General features: G+C 58.0%; 16 protein-coding genes. 11 read left to right on the plus strand and 5 right to left on the minus strand.

Translation table 11 applies throughout. From position 1 onward, the window contains the following. Positions 1-94 precede the first annotated feature (94 nt). Positions 95-1,006, plus strand: coding sequence for a fructokinase (gene mak, locus DXXMK7_RS05120; protein ID WP_038918146.1), 912 nt, complete (start codon positions 95-97; stop codon positions 1,004-1,006). Between the two features lie 37 nt (positions 1,007-1,043). Here the strand turns inward: mak and DXXMK7_RS05125 are convergent, their stop codons facing one another. Together DXXMK7_RS05125 and sbcD are read right to left on the minus strand one after the other, a co-directional pair. Then, the gene (locus DXXMK7_RS05125) at positions 1,044-4,727 is read right to left on the minus strand and encodes an AAA family ATPase (protein ID WP_038918148.1); all 3,684 of its coding nucleotides are present in this window, start codon (positions 4,725-4,727) and stop codon (positions 1,044-1,046) included. Beyond that, positions 4,724-5,956, minus strand: a complete 1,233-nt coding sequence (gene sbcD / locus DXXMK7_RS05130) for an exonuclease subunit SbcD (RefSeq protein ID WP_038918149.1) — start codon at positions 5,954-5,956, stop codon at positions 4,724-4,726. The genes DXXMK7_RS05125 and sbcD overlap by 4 nt, the downstream gene beginning before the upstream one ends. 376 nt (positions 5,957-6,332) lie before the next feature. Here sbcD and phoB point away from each other — a divergent pair, with 376 nt between their 5' ends. From phoB to proY, 6 genes are all read left to right on the plus strand, one after another. Beyond that, positions 6,333-7,022: a phosphate response regulator transcription factor PhoB gene (gene phoB / locus DXXMK7_RS05135; RefSeq protein ID WP_012770778.1), complete on the plus strand. Its 690-nt coding sequence runs from the start codon at positions 6,333-6,335 to the stop codon at positions 7,020-7,022. 80 nt (positions 7,023-7,102) lie between these two features. Then, positions 7,103-8,371, plus strand: coding sequence for a phosphate regulon sensor histidine kinase PhoR (gene phoR, locus DXXMK7_RS05140; protein WP_371206721.1), 1,269 nt, complete (start codon positions 7,103-7,105; stop codon positions 8,369-8,371). 81 nt (positions 8,372-8,452) lie between these two features. Continuing rightward, a complete protein-coding gene (locus tag DXXMK7_RS05145; RefSeq protein WP_038918150.1) occupies positions 8,453-9,430 on the plus strand; it encodes a PstS family phosphate ABC transporter substrate-binding protein in 978 nt (325 codons plus the stop codon). Positions 9,431-9,634: 204 nt separating this feature from the next. Then, the gene (locus DXXMK7_RS05150; RefSeq protein ID WP_038918151.1) at positions 9,635-10,741 is read left to right on the plus strand and encodes a cobalamin-independent methionine synthase II family protein; all 1,107 of its coding nucleotides are present in this window, start codon (positions 9,635-9,637) and stop codon (positions 10,739-10,741) included. Between the two features lie 428 nt (positions 10,742-11,169). Then, positions 11,170-12,489 (plus strand): branched-chain amino acid transport system II carrier protein, encoded by a 1,320-nt coding sequence (gene brnQ, locus DXXMK7_RS05155; protein ID WP_038918152.1) that lies wholly within the window; start codon positions 11,170-11,172, stop codon positions 12,487-12,489. Positions 12,490-12,587: 98 nt separating this feature from the next. Further along, positions 12,588-13,940 carry a proline-specific permease ProY gene (proY, locus tag DXXMK7_RS05160; protein WP_038920839.1) on the plus strand — a complete coding sequence of 451 codons (1,353 nt, stop codon included), beginning with the start codon at positions 12,588-12,590 and terminating at the stop codon, positions 13,938-13,940. Between the two features lie 149 nt (positions 13,941-14,089). Here proY and tnpA read toward each other — a convergent pair whose 3' ends face one another. From tnpA to DXXMK7_RS05175, 3 genes are all read right to left on the minus strand, one after another. After that, positions 14,090-14,548 (minus strand): IS200/IS605 family transposase, encoded by a 459-nt coding sequence (gene tnpA / locus DXXMK7_RS05165; RefSeq protein WP_038918153.1) that lies wholly within the window; start codon positions 14,546-14,548, stop codon positions 14,090-14,092. 196 nt (positions 14,549-14,744) lie between these two features. Beyond that, on the minus strand, positions 14,745-15,347 hold the full coding sequence (locus DXXMK7_RS05170) for a peroxiredoxin C (protein ID WP_038661321.1): 603 nt from the start codon (positions 15,345-15,347) through the stop codon (positions 14,745-14,747). A 178-nt stretch (positions 15,348-15,525) separates the two neighbouring features. Further along, entirely contained in the window at positions 15,526-16,131 is a 606-nt protein-coding gene (locus tag DXXMK7_RS05175; RefSeq protein ID WP_038918154.1) for an ACP phosphodiesterase, read from the minus strand. 160 nt (positions 16,132-16,291) lie between these two features. On the opposite strand from DXXMK7_RS05175, the gene queA reads away from it, so the two are divergent. From queA to secD, 4 genes are all read left to right on the plus strand, one after another. Next, positions 16,292-17,359, plus strand: coding sequence for a tRNA preQ1(34) S-adenosylmethionine ribosyltransferase-isomerase QueA (queA, locus tag DXXMK7_RS05180; RefSeq protein ID WP_038920840.1), 1,068 nt, complete (start codon positions 16,292-16,294; stop codon positions 17,357-17,359). A 96-nt stretch (positions 17,360-17,455) separates the two neighbouring features. After that, the gene (gene tgt, locus DXXMK7_RS05185; RefSeq protein ID WP_038918156.1) at positions 17,456-18,619 is read left to right on the plus strand and encodes a tRNA guanosine(34) transglycosylase Tgt; all 1,164 of its coding nucleotides are present in this window, start codon (positions 17,456-17,458) and stop codon (positions 18,617-18,619) included. A 114-nt stretch (positions 18,620-18,733) separates the two neighbouring features. After that, positions 18,734-19,069 (plus strand): preprotein translocase subunit YajC, encoded by a 336-nt coding sequence (gene yajC, locus DXXMK7_RS05190; RefSeq protein WP_012770768.1) that lies wholly within the window; start codon positions 18,734-18,736, stop codon positions 19,067-19,069. A gap of 28 nt (positions 19,070-19,097) precedes the next feature. Continuing rightward, positions 19,098-20,945, plus strand: a complete 1,848-nt coding sequence (secD, locus tag DXXMK7_RS05195; protein ID WP_071605171.1) for a protein translocase subunit SecD — start codon at positions 19,098-19,100, stop codon at positions 20,943-20,945. Position 20,946: the final 1 nt, after the last annotated feature.

Genomic DNA, 20,946 nt, shown 5'->3' on the forward strand with positions numbered 1-20,946 from the left:
TTCGCAGCGGGCATGATAACGAATTGTGGTGAGGGACGGTACGATAATGTCATCATCAGGAATACGCGAGTTCGGTGGATAAACAGGAGACAACGTGCGAATAGGTATTGATTTGGGCGGCACCAAAACCGAGGTCATTGCGCTGACGGATGAGGGGAGCGAGGCATTCCGCCACCGGGTGGCGACGCCGCGCCACGATTATCGTCAAACCCTGCAGGTTATCGCCGATCTGGTTGGCATGGCGGAGCAGGCCACCGGACAGCGCGGCAGCGTGGGCGTCGGTATTCCCGGCACGCTGTCGCCGGTGACCGGCCGGGTCAAAAACGCCAATTCGGTGTGGCTGAATCAGCAGCCGCTGGATCAGGATCTGGCGCAGCTGTTAGGCCGGCCGGTACGGGTGGCGAACGACGCCAACTGCTTTGCGGTATCCGAAGCGGTGGATGGCGCGGCGGCTGGCGCCGGCAAGGTGTTTGCGGTGATTATCGGCACCGGTTGCGGCGCCGGCATCGCCTTGAATGGGCAGGCGCACATCGGGCGCAACGGCGTGGCGGGCGAGTGGGGGCATAATCCGCTGCCGTGGATGGATGCCGACGAATGGCGCGACCAGCAGTCGATGCCTTGCTATTGCGGCCGCACGGGGTGCATCGAGACGTTTATTTCCGGCACCGGCTTTGGCATGGATTATCAGCGCCTGAGCGGCCAGACGCGTCAGGGCCATGAAATTATTGATCTGGCCGGGCGGGGCGATGCGCTGGCGGAACAGGCATTGCAACGCTATGAGCGGCGGTTGGCCAAATCGCTGGCGCATATCGTCAATCTGCTGGACCCGGATGTGATTGTGTTGGGCGGCGGCATGAGTAATGTCAAACGGCTGTATGACACCGTGCCCGGTTTGCTGAAACAGTGGGTGTTCGGCGGCGAGTGCGATACGCCGGTTCGACAGGCGATGCACGGCGACTCCAGCGGCGTGCGCGGCGCCGCCTGGTTGTGGCCGCAAGCGCGGTAAACGTCCAGCGGGGACGCCAGATGCGTCCCCGCTGAATTTATTTCACCGCATACGCGCTGTCGAGCTGGCTGACGCCCAGACCGTTGCGCTTTCTGACCCGGATTTGCACCTGGATACGATCTTTCATCGCTTCTACATGGCTGATGACGCCGATGCTCTTGCCGGAAGCATTCAGGTTATCCAGTACGTCCAGCGCGGTATCCAGCGTCTCGCCGTCCAGCGTGCCAAAACCTTCGTCGAGGAACAGCGAGTCGATGCGGGTTTTGGTGCTGACCAGATCGGATAGCGCCAGCGCCAGCGCCAGGCTGACCAGAAAACTTTCGCCGCCGGACAGCGTGCGGGTATCGCGTACCGCGTCGGCCTGCCAGGTATCGGCCACCTGTAATTCCAGCGTGTCGGATGCCTTGCGCTGCAGCAGATAGCGCCCATGCAGACGCGACAGCTGGCGGTTGGCCAGAAACACCAGATGATCCAGCGTCAGCCCCTGCGCGAAGCGGCGGAATTTGTCGCCTTTCTGCGAGCCAATCAACTGATTGAGGTAGCCCCAGTCGTCGCACTGTTGCTGACCGCGGGCGATGGCTTCCAGCAACTGGCGCTGTTTGTCGCGGCGTTGCTGATCGCTGGCAAGCTGCTGGCGCAGTTCACCCTGATGTGCGGCTTCGGCTTTCACCATGTCCCCAAGGCCGGAAAGCAACTGACGGATGTCATGGTCGCTAATGCCTTCCGGCATCGATTCCGGCCGGGTCGTCATGTGTTGCTCCAGCGCGCTGTCCGCCTGCTGCTGCAACGCATCCACCTGCTGCTGACGCTGGTTGAGCCGCTCTTTTAGCGTGAGGAGATGATGGCGCTCGGCCTCGGCCAGCAAGGCATGGCGGAAGGCGGCTTCATCGTCGAACCCGGCGGCGGTCAGCTCTTCCGCAAATCCGGTCTGAAGCTGCTGCAATGCGGTTTCGGCATGCTGGTTTTGCTGCTCCAGACTGCCGATTTCCCCGTTCAGGCGGCTGTGCAACGACTGGCCCTGTTGCCACTGCTGCTGCGCCTGCTGGCTTTCCAGCTCCAGCGTCTGGCTGACCTGCCGCAATTGCTTCAGCACCTCATTCACCGCCTGATTGCCCATCAATTGCCAGCGCTGTTGCTGCGCCTGTTCCAGCGTGCGCTGGGTGTCGGCCAGTTGCTGCTGATAGGTTTTGATGGCGGCGTCGGTTTCTTCCTGCCGCTGCTGGCTGGCGATGATTTCCGCTTCCAGCGCGGCGAGTTGCGGCTGGCACTGATGCTGTTCGTGTTCGTTTTCCTGCCAGCGCAGCCATTCCGTCTGGCGCTGACGCAGCCAGTCTTCCTGCTGCGCCAGCGTAGGCGCCGTCAGTTCGAACGTTTCCAGCGTCTGGCTGAGGCTGTCGTGCAGGCGTTGCAACTCGCGTTCGGTTTTTTCCAGCAACAGCCGCAGTTCTTCCCGCGAGGCGTGCAGCGACGACTGTTGCTGGGTGTTCAGCTCCAGTTGCTGTACGGTTTGCGCCAGCAGTTGCTGCGCCGAGGTGAGTAAATCCTTACTTTCCTGAATATGGCGCTGATTACGCTCACGACTGGCGATCTGCGCTTGCAGCGACTGCTCCTGCACGTTGGATTCTTCAATCCACTGATGCAGGGCCGGCAGTTGCAGCGGATCGAAATCAACAAGTAAGCGTTCACTGACTGATTTGCACTGTAACTGCAGCGACTCGTAATCGCGTCGGACGCCGTCGAGCGCGTTTTGCTGCTGCAGGCGGTGCTGTTTTTGCAACTGAAGCTGGGTTTCAGTCTGCACCACGCTGGCTTTCAGCGCCTCCACTTCCTGACGCAGCGCATGCAGCCGGAGCTGGGTTTCCGAAGGGCGCAGCGCCTGATAGCGTTCCACCGCCGGATGATGCGGGGAGCCGCACAGCGGGCACTCTTTGCCCGGTTGCAGTTGCTGGCGCTCGCGTTCCAGACTGACGATGCGCAGCTCCAGTTCGTGACGTTTGTCGAGGTCGGCCAGATGGTCGGCCTGACGCTGATAGTCCTGACGCTGCTGGGTCTGTTGATCTTCCAGCGCCTGAATGCGGCGTTGGGTGTCCAGCTGTTGCGCTTCCAGCAGGGTGCGCTGGCTAATCAACTGCTGTAGCACGGCGGCGCTGGTGGCCAGTTGCTGGCGATCCGGCCGTTCGGCCATGAGCCGGGCCAGTTGCTGGCGTAGGTCCGCCAGCGGTTGCTCCGCTTCCAGCTGTTCATCCTGCTGCAAGTGCTCGGTCAGCAGTTGGCTCGCTCGCTCGCAGGCGCTTTGCTGCGCCTGATGTTTTTCGGCGAGCGAGGCGCGCTGCTGGTCAAGGTATTCCGCCTGAATCTGCTGCTGCGCCGCTTTTTCCTGCAGCACCTGCAAGTCCTGCTGCCATTTCTGCTGCTGGGGAAATTGCGCCTGCCATAGCGGAATATGGCTGCCCAAATGCTGATGGCGGCTATGCTGCCGGCGATAGTTTTCGATGTCTTCCAGCCGTTGCCGTGTTTGTTCCTGCTGGCGTTGTAGTCTGGTCAGGCTGGCGATCAGCGTTTTCTGCTGCTCCAGCAGGTTATCCAGCGCCTGCTGTTGCTGGGCGCGCTGGGCCTGCTGGGTGGCGATGTGGTGGTCGAGCGGCAGGATACGTTCATTGATCAAGGTTTCCTGCTGCTGGCGATACTCGGCGTGCTGCTGTCGGGCGGCCTGCGCTTTTTCCAGCTGGATTTTCAACAGATTGAGCGCATCCTGCTGGCGGCTGATCTGCTGGCGGACGCTATTCAACTGCTGGGTCAGGCGCTGTTTTTCCCGTAGCGCGCGTTCGCGTTCATCAAAGCGCGGACGCAGTTTTTCCGCCGGTTCGCTGCGCTGCAGCTTATCCAACTGCGATTGTGACTGTTGCTGCAATTGTTCCTGTGCGGCACGCTGCTGCTGGGCCTGTTGTTGCGCCTGCTGGAGCTGCAGCAGCGTGTCGTACCAGCGTTGATGCCCCAACACCTCTTCCCGGTGCAATGACAGCGATTGTTCCTGCTGGCGGATGGCTTCCAACTGCTGCTCCAGCGCCTGACGCTGTTCGTCGCTCAGCAGTTCCAGCGTAGTGACCTGCGCCCGCAGGGTTTCCAGCTTGCTCTGGGCGTCTTTGTGTTTCTCGAATACCCGCTCCGAGATCTGGCCGTAAATGTCGGTGCCGGTCAGCTCTTCAAGCAGTTCGGCCCGCTGATTGGCATCGGCGTTCAGGAAGGCGGCGAACTGCCCCTGGGACAGCATCATCGATTTGGTGAAACGATCGAAATCCAGCCCGGTGATATCGGCGATCATCGTCAGCTTGTCGTTCACCTTGTCGGTGAGGATTTTGCCGTCGGCGCACAACGCCAGTTCCACCTTGGGCGGCTGCAGATTGCCTTCCGGGCTGTTATGGGCGCGCCGCTGGCTCCAGAAGGCGCGGTAGGCGACATTCTTCACCTCGAATTCCACTTCCGCCAGACATTCGGCGGTGTGGCGCGTCATCAGCTCGTTCTGGCTGGGGCCGACCTTCAGACGCGGCGTCTGGTGGTACAGCGCGAGGCAGATGGCGTCCAGCAGCGTGGTTTTACCCGCGCCGGTAGGGCCGGTGATGGCGAACAGACTGTTGCTGGCGAACGGCTCGCGGGTGAAATCGATTTTCCACTCACCCTGCAGCGAGTTGAGGTTTTTCAATCGCAGGCTAAGAATTTTCATGCGGACGCCTCCCGTCGCTGCTCGTCAATCTCCTGAATGACCCGGTCGAACAACCCTTTCAGGCGCTGCTGGCGCGCCTCGTCCAGATCGCTCTCCAGCGCCAGCCGTCGGGCAAACACCTCGGCGGGTTGCAGTTCCTCCAGCGTTTCCTTTTCCAGTTGCACCAGCATTTGTTGCTGCTGTTCCCGCGCCCGGCGCAGCAACAGCACTTCCACGTTCAGCGGTTCGGTCAGCGCCTGAATGTGCTGCTGAATGTCGCTCAGGTAATCCTGGGTGGCGATTTCAATGTCCAGCCACACCGGTTTGTCGCCGTGATAGTCGCGGAATCCGGCCAGCCGGCGTTCGATCTCCGGCAGATTGCCTTTCACCAGTTGCATCGGTTGTTCGGTCGGCACGGTCAGCGCGGTGACCTCCTGCAGTTTTCCCTGCTCGAAATGCACCAGATACACCGATTTCTCATGATTCAGTTCGTCAAAACTCAGCGGGATCGGCGAGCCGCTGTACCGGATGTGTTCGCATTGCGCCACCCGCTGCGGGCGATGAATATGGCCGAGCGCGATGTAGTCCGCCGGGGGGAAGGCCTGCGCCGGGAACGCGTCCAGCGTGCCGATATAGATATCGCGCACCGAATCGGACGTGGCGACGCCCACCGTGGTGAGGTGGCCGGTCAGCACAATCGGCAGTTCGCGACCCAGCGCTTCACGCTGCTCGCAGGCGAGCTGGTAACAGCGCTGATAATGATGGGTGATGGCATCCTGCAACGCCTGCTGTTTTTGCGCGCCGGACTGGCCGGCCTGGCTGGTGAGCACGTCGCGCGGACGCAAAAAAGGAACGGCGCACAGCAGCGCGCCGGGCTCGCCTGCGCGGTTGTTCAGCACCAGCACCTGTTCGTGGATATCGCCGTCAAAACCGGCGACCACCCGGGTATTCAGGCAGGCCAGCAGCGCGCGTGATTCATTCAGGGTGGCGACCGAATCATGGTTGCCGCCCATCACCACCAACTGGCAGCCGGTGCGCTGCAACGCCACCACAAAATGGTTATACATTTCACGGGCATAACTGGGCGGCGCGCCGTTGTCGAACACATCGCCTGCTACTATTACTGCATCGGCCTGATACTGCTCAACCTGCTGAACCAGCCAGTGTAAAAATGCCTGATGCTCAGGCGCACGGCTCCGGGTATAAAAGTACTGACCAAGATGCCAGTCAGACGTGTGAATAATTCGCATGAGACTCCCTGCAGGTGAGTGCAAACGATATGTTGTTTTGGCGGTGCTTGCGGACAATGGCGGTCAGTGAGGCAAGGCGCTTGTTCGTCATGGCGAAACACCGCGTCTTTATCATCGGCGATTATAGGCGTGCAGTTTAGGGCATGTCCCATAATATCTGTATGGCCCCGGCTACCCGGGAGTATTTGGCTGTGTCGTCGCGGACAGGTAATGTGAGAAATTAAGCGTACCGGCGGTCTTCGGCAGCGGCAGGGGGCTGCGGCTGTCAGGGCGGAAACGTACCGTAGTCCGGGGCGCCATTTTTCATAAATCTGTCATAAAACTGACGCATAATGCACACCGCACGCTAACCGTGACGATTAACGGCAGGATTGATATGGCAAGACGTATTTTGGTGGTGGAAGATGAAGCGCCGATTCGCGAGATGGTGTGCTTCGTGCTGGAACAGAACGGTTATCAGCCGGTTGAGGCTGAGGATTACGACAGCGCCGTTACCCGGCTGGCCGAACCTTATCCTGAACTGGTGCTGCTGGACTGGATGCTGCCCGGCGGGTCCGGTTTGCAGTTTATCAAGCACATGAAACGCGAAGCGCTGACCCGTGATATTCCGGTCATGATGCTGACGGCGCGTGGTGAAGAAGAAGATCGCGTGCGTGGTCTTGAAGTCGGCGCCGACGATTACATCACCAAACCGTTTTCGCCCAAAGAACTGGTGGCGCGCATCAAGGCGGTGATGCGCCGGATTTCGCCGATGGCGGTTGAGGAAGTGATTGAAATGCGCGGGTTGAGTCTGGATCCCTCTTCGCATCGGGTGACCACGGAAGAACACGCGCTGGATATGGGGCCGACGGAGTTCAAGCTGCTGCATTTCTTTATGACGCACCCGGAACGGGTATATAGTCGTGAGCAGTTGCTGAATCACGTATGGGGCACTAACGTTTATGTTGAGGATCGCACTGTGGATGTCCATATCCGCCGCCTGCGCAAGGCGCTGGAAACCAGCGGACACGACAAGATGGTTCAGACCGTTCGGGGAACTGGATACCGTTTCTCAACACGTTATTGATAGCGTGAGTCCCGGAGAAAATCTGACGTGCTAGAACGTTTGTCCTGGAAAAAGCTGGCGCTGGAGCTGGCTTTTTTTGTTTGCCCGGTCTGCTGCTGGGGCTGATTATCGGCTATCTGCCCTGGTTTCTGCTGGCGTCGGTACTGGCGGCGCTGTGCTGGAACTTCTATAACCAGCTGCGCCTGTCCTACTGGCTGTGGGTTGACCGCAGCATGACCCCGCCGCCCGGCCGCTGGAGCTGGGAGCCGCTGTTTTACGGCCTCTATCAGATGCAACTGCGCAACCGCCGCCGTCGGCGCGAGCTGGCGCTGCTGATTAAACGCTTTCGCAGCGGGGCGGAATCGTTGCCGGATGCGGTGGTCATCACCACCGAAGAGGGCGTCATCATCTGGTGTAACCGGCTGGCTCAGCACCTGCTCAGCTTTCGCTGGCCGGAAGACAACGGTCAGAACATCCTCAACCTGCTGCGTTACCCGGAGTTCACTCAGTACATGCAACAGCAGGACTTCAGCCGCCCGCTGACGCTGATGCTGAAAAATTCCCACCACGTGGAATTCCGGGTGATGCCCTACTCGGAAGGACAACTGCTGATGGTGGCCCGCGATGTGACCCAGATGCACCAACTGGAAGGCGCGCGCCGCAACTTCTTCGCCAACGTCAGCCACGAGCTGCGCACGCCGTTGACGGTGTTGCAGGGCTATCTGGAGATGATGAACGACGAATCGCTGGATGGCGCGTTGCAGTCCAAGGCGCTGCACACCATGCAGGAGCAAACCCGCCGCATGGACGGGTTGGTGCGGCAATTGCTGACGCTGTCGCGCATCGAAGCCGCTGCCGCCATCGATCTCAACGAGAAGGTGGATATCCCGCTGATGCTGCGGGTGCTCAAGCGTGAAGCCGATACCCTGAGTCAGGGACGTCACGAGATTGTGTTTCGCGTCAACGAGCAACTGCAGGTGTTCGGCAACGAAGAGCAGTTGCGCAGCGCGGTGTCGAATCTGGTGTATAACGCCGTCAACCATACGCCGCAGGGTACCCGCATTGAGGTATGCTGGCAGCAGACGCCGCAGGGCGCGCAGTTCCAGGTCAGCGATAACGGCCCGGGCATCGCCGCCGAACATCTTCCCCGCCTGACCGAGCGTTTTTATCGCGTCGACAAGGCCCGTTCGCGCCAGACCGGCGGCAGCGGGCTAGGGCTGGCGATCGTCAAGCATGCGCTCAGCCACCACGACTCCCGGCTGGAGATCCTCAGCGAAGAGGGCGCCGGCTCCCGCTTCATGTTCACGTTGCCGAACCGGCTGATAGTCCGCTCGGTGCTGAGTCAGAACGCCGCGAATCCACAGCTGTAATGACGGCGGCGGGGCTTGATTGTCTCCGCCGCTGTGCCGAAAATAGCGTGCTCTTGTCTTTCACCCCGATGGAAACCGCACATGATACCCACCCGCCGCCTGCTTGCCTTGCTGTTGTGCCTGTTCGGTCAGGCCGCCGCCGCTGCGCCGCAGGCGATGCTGGCGGGTAACCTGTCCAGCGCCGGCTCCGACACGCTGGCGAACCTGATGACCTTCTGGGCGGCGGATTTCAGCCAGCATTACCCCGGCGTTAACCTGCAGATTCAGGCGGCCGGCTCGTCGTCGGCGCCGACGGCGCTGGCGGCAGGGGCGGCGCAGCTGGGGCCGATGAGCCGGCCGATGAAGAGCAGCGAAATCGAAGCGTTCGAGCAGCATTACGGGTACGCGCCGACGGCGGTGCCGGTGGCGTTGGACGCGCTGGTGGTGCTGGTCAATCAGGATAACCCGATTACCGGGCTGACGGTGCGCCAGCTTGACGCCATCTTTTCCGTGACGCGCCGCTGCGGCGCTGGAAAAACGGTGCAACGCTGGCAGGAACTGGGGCTGAACGGCGTCTGGCGACAACGATCGCTACTGCGTTATGGGCGCAATTCAGCCTCCGGCACCTATGGCTTCTTCAAACAACAGGCGCTGTGCGGCGGCGATTTCCTGCCGCAGGTCAACGAATTGCCCGGTTCAGCCTCGGTAGTGCAGGCGGTGGCGGCGTCGGTCAACGCCATCGGTTACGCCAGCATCGGCTTTCGCGCCAGCGGGGTACGGGTACTGCCGCTGGCGGCCAGCGACAAAGACGATTACGTGCTGCCGACCGCCGACACCATCCGCAGCGGGCGTTATCCCTATACCCGCTATCTCTACATCTACGTCAATAAAATGCCTGGTAAACCGCTGGAACCGCTGACCGCCGCGTTTCTGGAGCGGGTACTGTCGGCGCCGGGGCAGGCGCTGGTCAGCCAGGATGGTTACCTGCCGCTGCCGGAAATGGCGCGCGAGCAGGCCAGACAACTGCTTGGGCTTGGCGATGCCGTTTCGTCGTCGATGGGTGATCCTGCAATAAACTGATGCCTAAGATGAATTTATTTCACGTGATGTGAAAATTCTTCCATTGTCGCTGAGAAAAACTCATGACAGGATAGCTCCATGTCTAGCCGTCTGGATGGCTATAAAGTTCAGCGGCGTAACTATTTCCTCTAAAAATCAATTCATCTAAAAATCGACTGACTGAAACCGATCCGTTTCGCGTCAGCTGAAGTGCAGGAGCTAAACATGACACAAGCCCTTCCTCCGTTCCGTGCCGATGTGGTCGGCAGTTTGTTGCGTCCGGCTGCCATCAAGCAGGCGCGTTTGCAGTTTCAGGCCGGTGAGATTGATGCGGCAGCGTTGCGCCGCGTCGAAGATCAGGAAATTCAGCGTGCGGTGGAATTGCAGCGCGCGGCGGGTCTGCAACTGGTGACCGACGGCGAGTTTCGTCGCGCCTGGTGGCACTTCGACTTCTTTGACAACCTGAACGGCGTGGAACGTTATGAAGCGGAGCAGGGCATCCAGTTCAACGGCGTGCAGACTAAAGCCCGCGGTGTAAAAGTGACCGGCAAGGTCAGCTTTAATCCGCAGCACCCGATGCTGGACGATTTCCGTTTCCTCAAAAGCGTGGCCGGCGACGCCGTAGCCAAAATGACCATCCCCAGCCCGAGCGTGCTGCATTTCCGCGGCGGCCGTAGCGTAATCGACAGTACCGTTTATCCGGATCTGGCCGACTACTTCGACGATCTGGCGCAGACCTGGCGTGATGCCATCCATGCGTTCTATGACGCGGGCTGCCGTTATCTGCAACTGGACGATACGGTGTGGGCGTATCTGTGCTCCGAAGACCAGAAGCGCCAAATCCGCGAACGCGGTGATGATCCGGATTATCTGCGTCGTACCTATGCGCAGGTGCTGAACAAGGCGCTGGAAGGCAAACCGGCCGATCTGGTGGTGGGCCTGCATGTTTGCCGCGGCAACTTCCGTTCCACCTGGATTTCCGAAGGCGGCTATGAGCCGGTGGCGGAAACCCTGTTTGGCGAAGTGAAAGTGGATGCGTTCTTCCTCGAATATGATACCGAACGGGCGGGCGGGTTCGAACCGTTGCGTTTCATCAAGCCGGGTCACCAGAAGGTGGTGCTGGGCCTGATTACCACCAAGACCGGGACGCTGGAAAATGCGGACGACGTGCAGAAGCGCATTGCCGAAGCGACGCAATATATTGCGCTGGACCAGCTGTGCTTAAGCCCGCAGTGCGGCTTTGCTTCTACCGAAGAGGGCAACACGCTGTCGGAAGCGCAGCAGTGGGACAAACTGAAGCTGGTGGTGGATATCGCCAAACGCGTCTGGTAATCACCGGCGCTGCAAACCAATATGCTTTTTTATAACGCCGGCGCGTATTACCGGCGTTTTTTATTTCTATAAGTTTTTAATATGGATAATTATTGCTCGTTGTCGTAATTTTGAGCTGATTTATCGCGCTACAAACTGTTTTAATGCACAAATCATGTATAGCCTGCCCGTGAAAAGATAAACTGAGATGCTATTTTTTTACAAAATATCAGATTAATGTTCTGGTTTACCGATCGCGTATTGCCTTTTATTGCTATAAACGTTTTACTTAGCCCCCATTAACGCTGTGCAATAAAATCTCACATCCATAATCCTGCACATCGCACGGACGTCTCGCTTTTCGCGTGCGCCGCTTTAGCGCCCGGTTTCTGCCGGCAACACCGTTTTTTACAGACAACAACATTTTTACAGGCAACAACAACATACATATGAGTCATCGTTTAACTTCCAAAGATATCGTGGCATTGGGCTTCATGACCTTTGCTCTGTTTGTCGGCGCCGGAAACATCATTTTCCCGCCGATGGTCGGTCAGCAGGCTGGTGAGCACGTGTGGATCGCCGCGCTCGGTTTCCTGATTACCGCGGTGGGCCTGCCGGTGCTGACGGTGATAGCGTTGGCCCGCGTGGGCGGCGGTATTGATACGCTGAGCAGCCCGATCGGCAAAAAAGCCGGCGTACTGCTGGCGACGGTCTGCTATCTGGCGGTCGGGCCGCTGTTCGCCACGCCGCGTACCGCTACGGTATCGTTCGAAGTCGGGATCGCGCCGCTGGTGGGCGAAGGCGCGTCGCCGCTGTTGATTTACAGCCTGATTTACTTCGCCATTGTGATCGCGATTTCGCTCTATCCCGGCCGTTTGCTGGATACCGTTGGGCATATTCTGGCGCCGGTGAAAATCATCGCGCTGACCGTGCTGGGCATCGCGGCATTGCTATGGCCGGCCGGCTCGCCGGCGCCGACCGCCGAAGCGTACCAGCAGGTGCCGTTTTCCAGCGGTTTCGTCAACGGCTACCTGACCATGGACACGCTGGGCGCGATGGTATTCGGCATTGTGATTGTCAACGCCGCTCGTTCACGCGGCATCACCGATGCGGCGCTGTTGACCCGCTACACCATTCTGGCTGGGTTGATCGCCGGTCTGGGGCTGACGTTGGTGTACCTGAGCCTGTTCCACCTCGGTTCTTTCAGCGGTTCGCTGGTGCCGAACGCGCAGAATGGCGCCGAGATCCTGCACGCTTATGTGCAATACACCTTCGGTAATATGGGCAGCAGCTTCCTGGCGTTGCTGATTTTTATCGCCTGTATGGTGACCGCGGTAGGGTTGACCTGCGCCTGCGCCGAATTTTTTGCTCAGTACCTGCCGTTGTCCTACCGTGCGCTGGTATTTGTGCTGGGGCTGTTCTCGATGGTGGTGTCCAATCTGGGGCTGAGTCACCTGATTCAGCTGTCGGTGCCGGTGCTGACCGCCATCTATCCGCCGTGTATCGTTCTGGTGCTGTTGAGTTTCACCCGCCGCTGGTGGAATAACAGCACCCACGTCATCGCGCCGGTGATGCTGGTCAGTCTGCTGTTCGGTCTGGTTGACGGCATCAAGTCGTCCGCTTTTCAGCCGTTGCTGCCGGGCTGGATGCAGAGCCTGCCGATGAGCGAGCAAGGGCTGGCCTGGCTGCCGCCGTCGCTGATCATTCTGCTGGTGGTGGCGATTTATGACCGCATCACCGGTCGTCAGGAAGTTACCGCACATTCCTGAGTACGGTTTGACTGATGTTTTTCACCACAGGCGTTTGCCTGTGGTTTTTTCGTTTGTAAAGACAGGGTTGCTCATTTATGGAACAACAATCCAAACCTATGGAACAACAATCCAGACTCAAGCGCGGCTTAAGTACGCGGCATATTCGTTTTATCGCGCTGGGCTCAGCCATCGGCACCGGGCTGTTTTATGGTTCGGCCAGCGCTATCCAGATGGCGGGCCCCAGCGTGTTGCTGGCGTATCTGATTGGCGGCGTGTTCGCCTATATCATTATGCGTGCGCTGGGCGAGATGTCCGTCAACAACCCGCAGGCCAGTTCCTTTTCCCGCTACGCTCGCGATTACCTCGGCCCGCTGGCCGGTTACATCACCGGCTGGACCTACTGCTTTGAAATGCTGATTGTGGCGATTGCCGACGTTACCGCCTTCGGCATCTATATGGGCGTCTGGTTTCCGGCGGTGCCGCATTGGATCTGGGTGTTGAGCGTGGTGCTGATCATCGGCGCCATCAACCTGATGAACGTTAAAGTGTTCGGCGAGCTGGAGTTCTGGCTGTCGTTCTTCAAGGTCGCCACCATTGTGGTGATGATCGTGGCCGGGATCGGCATCATCGTCTGGGGGATCGGCAACGGCGGCGAGCCTACCGGCATCCATAATTTGTGGACCAACGGCGGTTTCTTCAGCAACGGCGTGATGGGGATGATTCTGTCGTTGCAGATGGTGATGTTTGCCTATGGCGGCGTGGAGATTATCGGGATCACCGCCGGCGAAGCCAAAGAGCCGCATAAATCCATTCCGCGCGCCATCAACTCGGTGCCCTGGCGTATTCTGGTGTTCTATGTCGGCACCCTGTTCGTGATCATGTCGATTTATCCGTGGAATCAGGTAGGGACCAGCGGCAGCCCGTTCGTACTGACCTTCCAGCACATGGGCATCACGGCGGCGGCCGGTATCCTTAATTTCGTGGTGATTACTGCTTCGCTCTCCGCCATCAACAGCGACGTGTTCGGCGTCGGCCGCATGCTGCACGGCATGGCGGAGCAGGGGCATGCGCCGCAGGTGTTCAGCCGCCTGTCGCGGCGCGGCACGCCCTGGGTCACGGTGGTGGTGATGGTGCTGGCGCTGCTGGTGGCGGTGTACCTCAACTACATCATGCCGGAGAAGGTGTTTCTGGTGATCGCCTCGCTGGCGACCTTCGCCACCGTCTGGGTGTGGATCATGATTCTGTGCTCGCAGATTGCCTTTCGCCGCAAACTGAGCCGCGAGCAGGCCAAAGCGCTGGCGTTTCCGTTGCCGGGCGGCGCAGCGACCGCGGTGGTCGGCATCGTGTTCCTGGTGTTTATCATCGGCCTGATTGGCTACTTCCCGGATACCCGCATTGCGCTGTACGCCGGCATGGTGTGGATTGCACTGCTGCTGGCGAGTTACGCGCTTCGCCGGCGCGGTAGCTGAGCGTACTGACCTGCATTGCCCGCCGCCGGATGGCGGGCATAATAAATATCCTCCGGCATAGCCGGAGGTTTTTCAGATGCGCCTATAAGGCTCTGTTACCAGCCGCGCCCTAACAGGCGCATACGATCTGACATTTGCATCAAACTTCGTTACTTACGGCCCGTAAACGGGCTACCCGGATAAGGGATCGACAACTGCTCTCCCATTTTATCCTCTTCAAGCTGGTGCTTTATGTATTCCTGTATCTTCGCCGTGTTTTTCCCTACCGTATCTACGTAATATCCCCGGCACCAGAACTCCCTGTTCCTGTATTTGAATTTCAGATCTCCAAACTGCTCATAAAGCATCAGACTGCTTTTCCCTTTCAGATATCCCATAAAGCCGGATACGCTCATTTTGGGCGGGATTTCCACAAGCATATGGATATGATCTGCGCAGCATTCCGCTTCCAGAATACGTACGTTTTTCCACTCACACAGCTTTCTTAAAATGCTGCCTATCGCCAGGCGTTTCTCTCCGTAGAACGCCTGTCTTCGGTATTTTGGCGCAAAAACTATGTGATATTTACAGTTCCATCGGGTGTGCGCTAAGCTCTTTTCGTCCCCCATTGGGACCCCCTTTTGATTTCTTGTTGAACTTTTGCAGTTGCCAGACCGCAAGGTGTTTTAACAAATCAAAAGGGGTTTTGATAACTGGCTCAAAGCTGGAAGCTTTACGGAACCCCCAGCCTAGCTGGGGGTTTTCTATAGACAAAAAAGCCAGCGGACGAAGCCGCTGGCTGATTACTGATATCGAATACGCCGATTACAGGTTGTTGGCGTTTTCCTTCAGGTATTTTGCAACGCCGTCCGGAGACGCGCCCATACCCGCTTTGCCTTTTTCCCACTGAGCCGGGCATACTTCGCCGTGCTCTTCGTGGAACTGCAGCGCGTCAACCATACGCACCATTTCATCGATGTTACGACCCAGCGGCAGATCGTTCACCACCTGGTGACGCACGATGCCGTTTTTGTCGATCAGGAAAGAACCACGCAGCGCCACGCCGGCTTCCGGGTGTTCGATACCGTAGGCTTTCTGGATTTCGCGTTTAACGTCAGCGACCATCGCGTATTTCACTTCGCCGATACCGCCGTTTTCGACCGGGGTTTTACGCCAGGCGTTGTGCACGAATTCGGAGTCAAAAGACACACCAACCACTTCAACGCCACGCTTCTTGAACTCTTCGTAGCGGTGATCGAACGCGATCAGCTCGGACGGGCATACGAAGGTGAAGTCCATCGGCCAGAAGAAGATCACAGCCGGTTTACCGTTGATGTGCTTTTTCAGATTGAAATTCTCAACGATTTCCCCACTTCCCAGTACGGCAGCGGCAGTGAAGTCGGGGGCAGGACGAGTTACCAGGACCATAATTACTCCTGTAAATAGCTGTTAATGATAGGTGAATGTAATAAACGCCGTAAGTATAGGTACAGCCTGCCGGTGAATAAAGCGAAAGCGACCAATCAATAAGATAGCTTTTGTCTATCGAATCAATTGATAATTCTTTTCACTGACAGATGAACAGCCTGGCGAGCTGTTCCTCATTTTACCGTGCGGCGTCAGCCGGGCCATCAAGCTGACCTGTTTTTGCCAGATGCATCATACGAGGATAGAACTGCCAGAATAATGTTTCAAATTGATGGTAGTGATGCTCAATATCGCTGAATGAGCCGGAAAGCGCCGCCAGCTTCGGCCGGCGTACCGACATGCGGTGCAGCACGTCGGCGATAAACGGCAGTTCGGCGTAGCGTTCCAGCCAGCGTTCCGGCCACAGATAATGGTTAAGGTTTCGAAAGCGCTCCGGGCTGTCGGCCAGATGGGGCGCGATCTGCTGTTCCGCGTCGGCGACGAAGCGCGTCAACGGTATCGCCGGTTCCAGCTCCGGCCAGTTGCGCGCCAGAAAGTGGTCCCACAGCACATCCAGCGCGATCGGCGCGACCCGGCGATAGTCGGCGCTGAAATGGCGGCAGGCGGTACGCACTTCCGGCAGGCTGTCGGTCAACACATCGACGCGACGGTGCAGACGGATACCGGCGACGATTTTGGGTGGGTACAGACTGTCGGGGTTGCCGCGTACGAAATCCGCCATCAGGTTTCCGGTCAGCGAGCTTTGCGCCAGCGTGGCGAGATGCAGGTGCGCGAGAAAATTCATGGCGTCGGAGCGGTCCCTGAAAGGTGAAGAGGCGTAATCAATGCGGCAAGTATAGAGGAAGGCGACGCTCTGTCCCGCTTATTTCTTGCAGCCGGTCCCGACGGGCTCTAGACTAGGCCGCTTCTTTTGTTCCACTGTGCCGAAAATTAAGTGAATGGTCATGCGTGTTGCCGATTTTTCGTTTGAATTGCCTGAGTCTCTGATTGCCCGTTATCCGCAGGCAAAACGCAGCGGTTGCCGTCTGTTGTCGCTGGATGGCCCCACAGGCGCGCTCACGCACGGCGTCTTTACCGATCTGCTCGATAAATTACAGCCGGGCGATCTGCTGGTGTTCAACAATACCCGGGTGATTCCGGCGCGCCTGTTCGGACGTAAGGCCAGCGGCGGCAAGCTGGAAGTGCTGGTGGAACGAATGCTGGATGACCAGCGTGTGCTGGCGCATGTGCGCGCATCCAAGGCGCCGAAGCCCGGCACCGAACTGCTGCTCGGCGAAGATGAAAGCGTGAAAGCCACCATGCTGGAACGCCATGACGCGCTGTTCGAAATCCGCTTTGACGATACGCGCGATGTGCTGACCATTCTCAATGACATCGGGCATATGCCGCTGCCACCCTATATTGACCGCCCCGATGAGGCGGCGGACCGCGAATTGTACCAGACGGTGTATAGCCAGCGCCCCGGCGCGGTGGCGGCGCCGACCGCCGGTTTGCATTTCGACGAGCCGCTGCTGGCTGCGCTGAAAGAAAAAGGCGTGGAAATGGCCTTCGTTACCCTGCATGTCGGCGCCGGCACGTTCCAGCCGGTGCGGGTGGAGTCCATCGAAGATCACATCATGCACGCCGAGTATGCCGAGGTGCCGCAGGCGGTGGTGGATGCGGTGCTGACCTGCAAAGCGCGAGGCAATCGCGTTATTGCGGTCGGCACTACCTCGGTACGTTCGCTGGAAAGCGCGGCTCAGGCTAGTACCGGGGAGGCTATCGCGCCGTTTTTCGGCGATACCCGTATCTTTATCTATCCCGGTTATCACTACCGGGTGGTGGATGCGCTGGTGACCAATTTCCACCTGCCGGAATCGACGCTGATTATGCTGGTTTCCGCATTCGCCGGTTACCGCCACACCATGACCGCTTACCGGCAGGCAGTGGCTGAGCAATACCGCTTTTTCAGTTACGGAGATGCGATGTTCATCACCCGTAATCCGTCGGCGGAACAGGAACTGGTGGGGTAGTCCGCCGTCGATTCATTTTCATGTTTCATACCGCAGGCCAGGTTCTGTGGGTATATCAATAACGTCATCAGACTGTTTTCTGATGCTGGAGGCTAAGTGAAGTACGAACTGTTGCAAACGGACGGCCGCGCGCGTCGCGGTCGTCTGGTTTTTGATCGTGGTATGGTGGAAACCCCGGCGTTTATGCCGGTCGGCACCTACGGCACCGTTAAAGGAATGACGCCGGAAGAAGTCAAAGACACCGGCGCTCAGATCATTCTGGGCAACACCTTCCACCTGTGGCTGCGTCCGGGGCAGGAAATCATGAAACGGCACGGCGATCTGCATGATTTTATGCAGTGGCATGGTCCGATCCTGACCGATTCCGGTGGTTTTCAGGTCTTTAGCCTGGGGGATATCCGCAAGATCACCGAGGAAGGCGTGCACTTCCGCAACCCGATCAACGGCGACGCTATTTTCCTTAGCCCGGAAAAATCCATGGAAATTCAGTACGATCTCGGTTCCGATATCGTGATGATTTTCGATGAGTGCACCCCTTACCCGGCTGACTGGGACTACGCTAAGCGATCGATGGAAATGTCGCTGCGTTGGGCGAAGCGCAGTCGTCAGCGTTTTGATGAATTAAGCAACAAAAACGCGCTGTTCGGCATCGTTCAGGGTAGTGTTTACGAAGATTTACGTGATGTGTCGGTAAAAGGGCTGGTGGACATCGGCTTTGATGGTTACGCTGTGGGCGGCCTTGCGGTCGGCGAGCCGAAGGCCGATATGCACCGCATTCTGGAGCATGTCTGCCCGCAATTGCCGACGGATAAACCCCGCTATTTGATGGGGGTGGGTAAACCGGAAGATTTGGTGGAAGGGGTACGCCGCGGCATCGACATGTTTGATTGCGTGATGCCGACCCGCAACGCCCGTAACGGCCACCTGTTCGTCACGGACGGCGTAGTCAAGATTCGTAACGCCAAGCACAAAGATGACACCGGACCGCTGGATGAACACTGTGATTGCTACACGTGTCGCAATTATAGCCGCGCCTACTTGCACCATCTGGACCGTTGTAACGAAATACTTGGCGCGCGCCTCAATACCATCCACAACCTGCGCTATTATCAGCGCCTGATGGCGGGTTTACGTCAGGCTATCGAGGACGGTAGATTAGAGAGCTTTGTGACCGAGTTTTACCAGCGCATCGGTAAACCGGTTCCGCCGTTAGTCGACAACGCGGCGGGAAATGACCATGAAGGTCATGCGCCGCAGTAAGCACGTTTGCGTGGCATGAACGTTTTACAGATAACTTTTCGTCTTGATAATTTTTTGTTTTGATAACTTTTCGTGTTGATAACTGTTGTTTTGATAACTAAAGAGGACATTTAAATGAGTTTTTTCATTTCCGACGCAGTGGCAGCAACCGCAGGTGCTCCGGCTCAGGGAAGCCCGTACTCTCTGGTGATTATGCTGGCCGTGTTCGGTCTGATTTTTTACTTCATGATCCTGCGCCCTCAGCAAAAACGTGCTAAGGAACACAAAAAGTTGATGGATTCGATCAGCAAAGGCGACGAAGTGCTGACCAACGGCGGCCTGGTGGGTCGTGTGACCAAAGTGGCTGATAATGGATTTATCACTATCGCCCTGAACGATACCAACGAAGTCGTGATCAAGCGTGACTACGTGACGTCCGTACTGCCGAAGGGTACCATGAAGGCCCTGTAATTTTTCGACTTTCCCGAAGGGAACTACCGTGTTAAACCGCTATCCTCTGTGGAAGTACCTGATGCTGATCGTGGCGATCGTCATTGGTCTGCTCTACGCACTTCCTAACCTGTATGGTGAGGATCCGGCAATTCAGGTCACTGGCGCGCGAGGAACCGCCGCCAGTGAATCTACGCTGGTCCAGATCCAGAATGTTTTGAAAGAACAAAATGTCGCCAGCAAGTCTATTGCGCTGGAAAACGGTGCCATTCTCGCGCGCTTCTCCACGCCGGACGTACAGCTCCGCGCTCGTGAAGTTTTGCTGACCGCGCTGGGCGAGAAGTATGTGGTTGCGCTCAACCTGGCGCCCGCTACCCCTACCTGGCTGAGAATGCTGGGGGCGGAACCGATGAAACTGGGTCTTGACCTGCGTGGCGGCGTGCACTTCCTGATGGAAGTGGATATGGACACCGCGTTAGGCAAGCTGCAGGAGCAGACGATGGATTCCCTGCGCAGCGATCTGCGCGAGAAAGGCATCCAGTATGCTTCTGTTCGCAAGTCAGACAATTATGGCGTGGACATTCTGTTCCGCGACGGCCAACTGCGTGACGACGCGGTCAATTACCTGACCTCCCGTCATCGCGATCTGGTGATCAATGCCAGCGGCAGCGATACGCTGCGTGCGGTCATGAGCGATGCCCGTCTGCGTGAAGCCCGCGAATATGCGGTGCAGCAGAACATCAACATCCTGCGCAATCGCGTCAACCAGCTCGGCGTAGCCGAACCGCTGGTGCAGCGTCAGGGCGCCGACCGCATCGTGGTGGAACTGCCGGGGATTCAGGACACCGCGCGCGCCAAAGAAATTCTGGGTGCGACCGCTACGCTGGAGTTCCGTCTGGTCAACAGCAATGTCGATCCAGCCGCGCTGAGCAGCGGCCGCGTGCCGGGCGACACCGAAGTGATGAATATGCGTGATGGCGGACCGGTGGCGCTGTACAAGCGCGTGATTCTGACCGGCGACCACATTACCGACTCCACCTCCGGCAACGATGAATACAACCGTCCGCAGGTAAATATCTCGCTGGACAGCGCCGGCGGCAACATGATGTCCAACTTCACCAAGGACAACATCGGCAAACCGATGGCGACCCTGTTCGTGGAGTATAAGGACAGCGGTAAGAAAGATGCCAACGGCCGCGCGATTCTGGAAAAACAGGAAGAGGTGATTAACGTCGCCACTATCCAGTCCCGTCTGGGCAACAGCTTCCGTATTACCGGCATCAACAACCCGAACGAAGCCCGTCAACTGTCACTGCTGCTGCGTGCCGGCGCGCTGATTGCGCCGATTCAGATTGTGGAAGAACGCACCATCGGCCCAACCCTCGGTATGCAGAATATTACCCAGGGGCTGGAAGCCTGTCTGGCTGGCCTGGCCGTGTCGATCCTGTTCATGATCATCTTCTACAAGAAGTTCGGCATGATTGCGACGTCGGCTCTGCTGTCGAACCTGGTGCTGGTGGTCGGCATTATGTCGCTGTTGCCGGGGGCCACGCTGACCATGCCGGGGATCGCGGGTATCGTGTTAACCCTTGCGGTTGCGGTGGACGCCAACGTACTGATTAACGAGCGTATCAAAGAAGAGCTAAGCAACGGACGTTCCGTTCAGCAGGCGATCGACGAAGGTTACCGGGGCGCATTCAGTTCCATCTTCGATGCGAACGTCACGACGCTGATTAAGGTCATTATCCTGTATGCGATCGGTACCGGCTCGATTAAAGGATTTGCGATTACGACCGGTATCGGCGTGGCGACGTCCATGTTTACTGCGATCGTGGGTACCCGTGCCATCGTAAACCTGTTGTACGGCGGCAAACGCATCAAAAAGCTGTCTATCTGAG

This window comes from Dickeya sp. MK7 (genome assembly GCF_000406305.1).
GTDB classification, from domain to species: domain Bacteria; phylum Pseudomonadota; class Gammaproteobacteria; order Enterobacterales; family Enterobacteriaceae; genus Dickeya; species Dickeya fangzhongdai.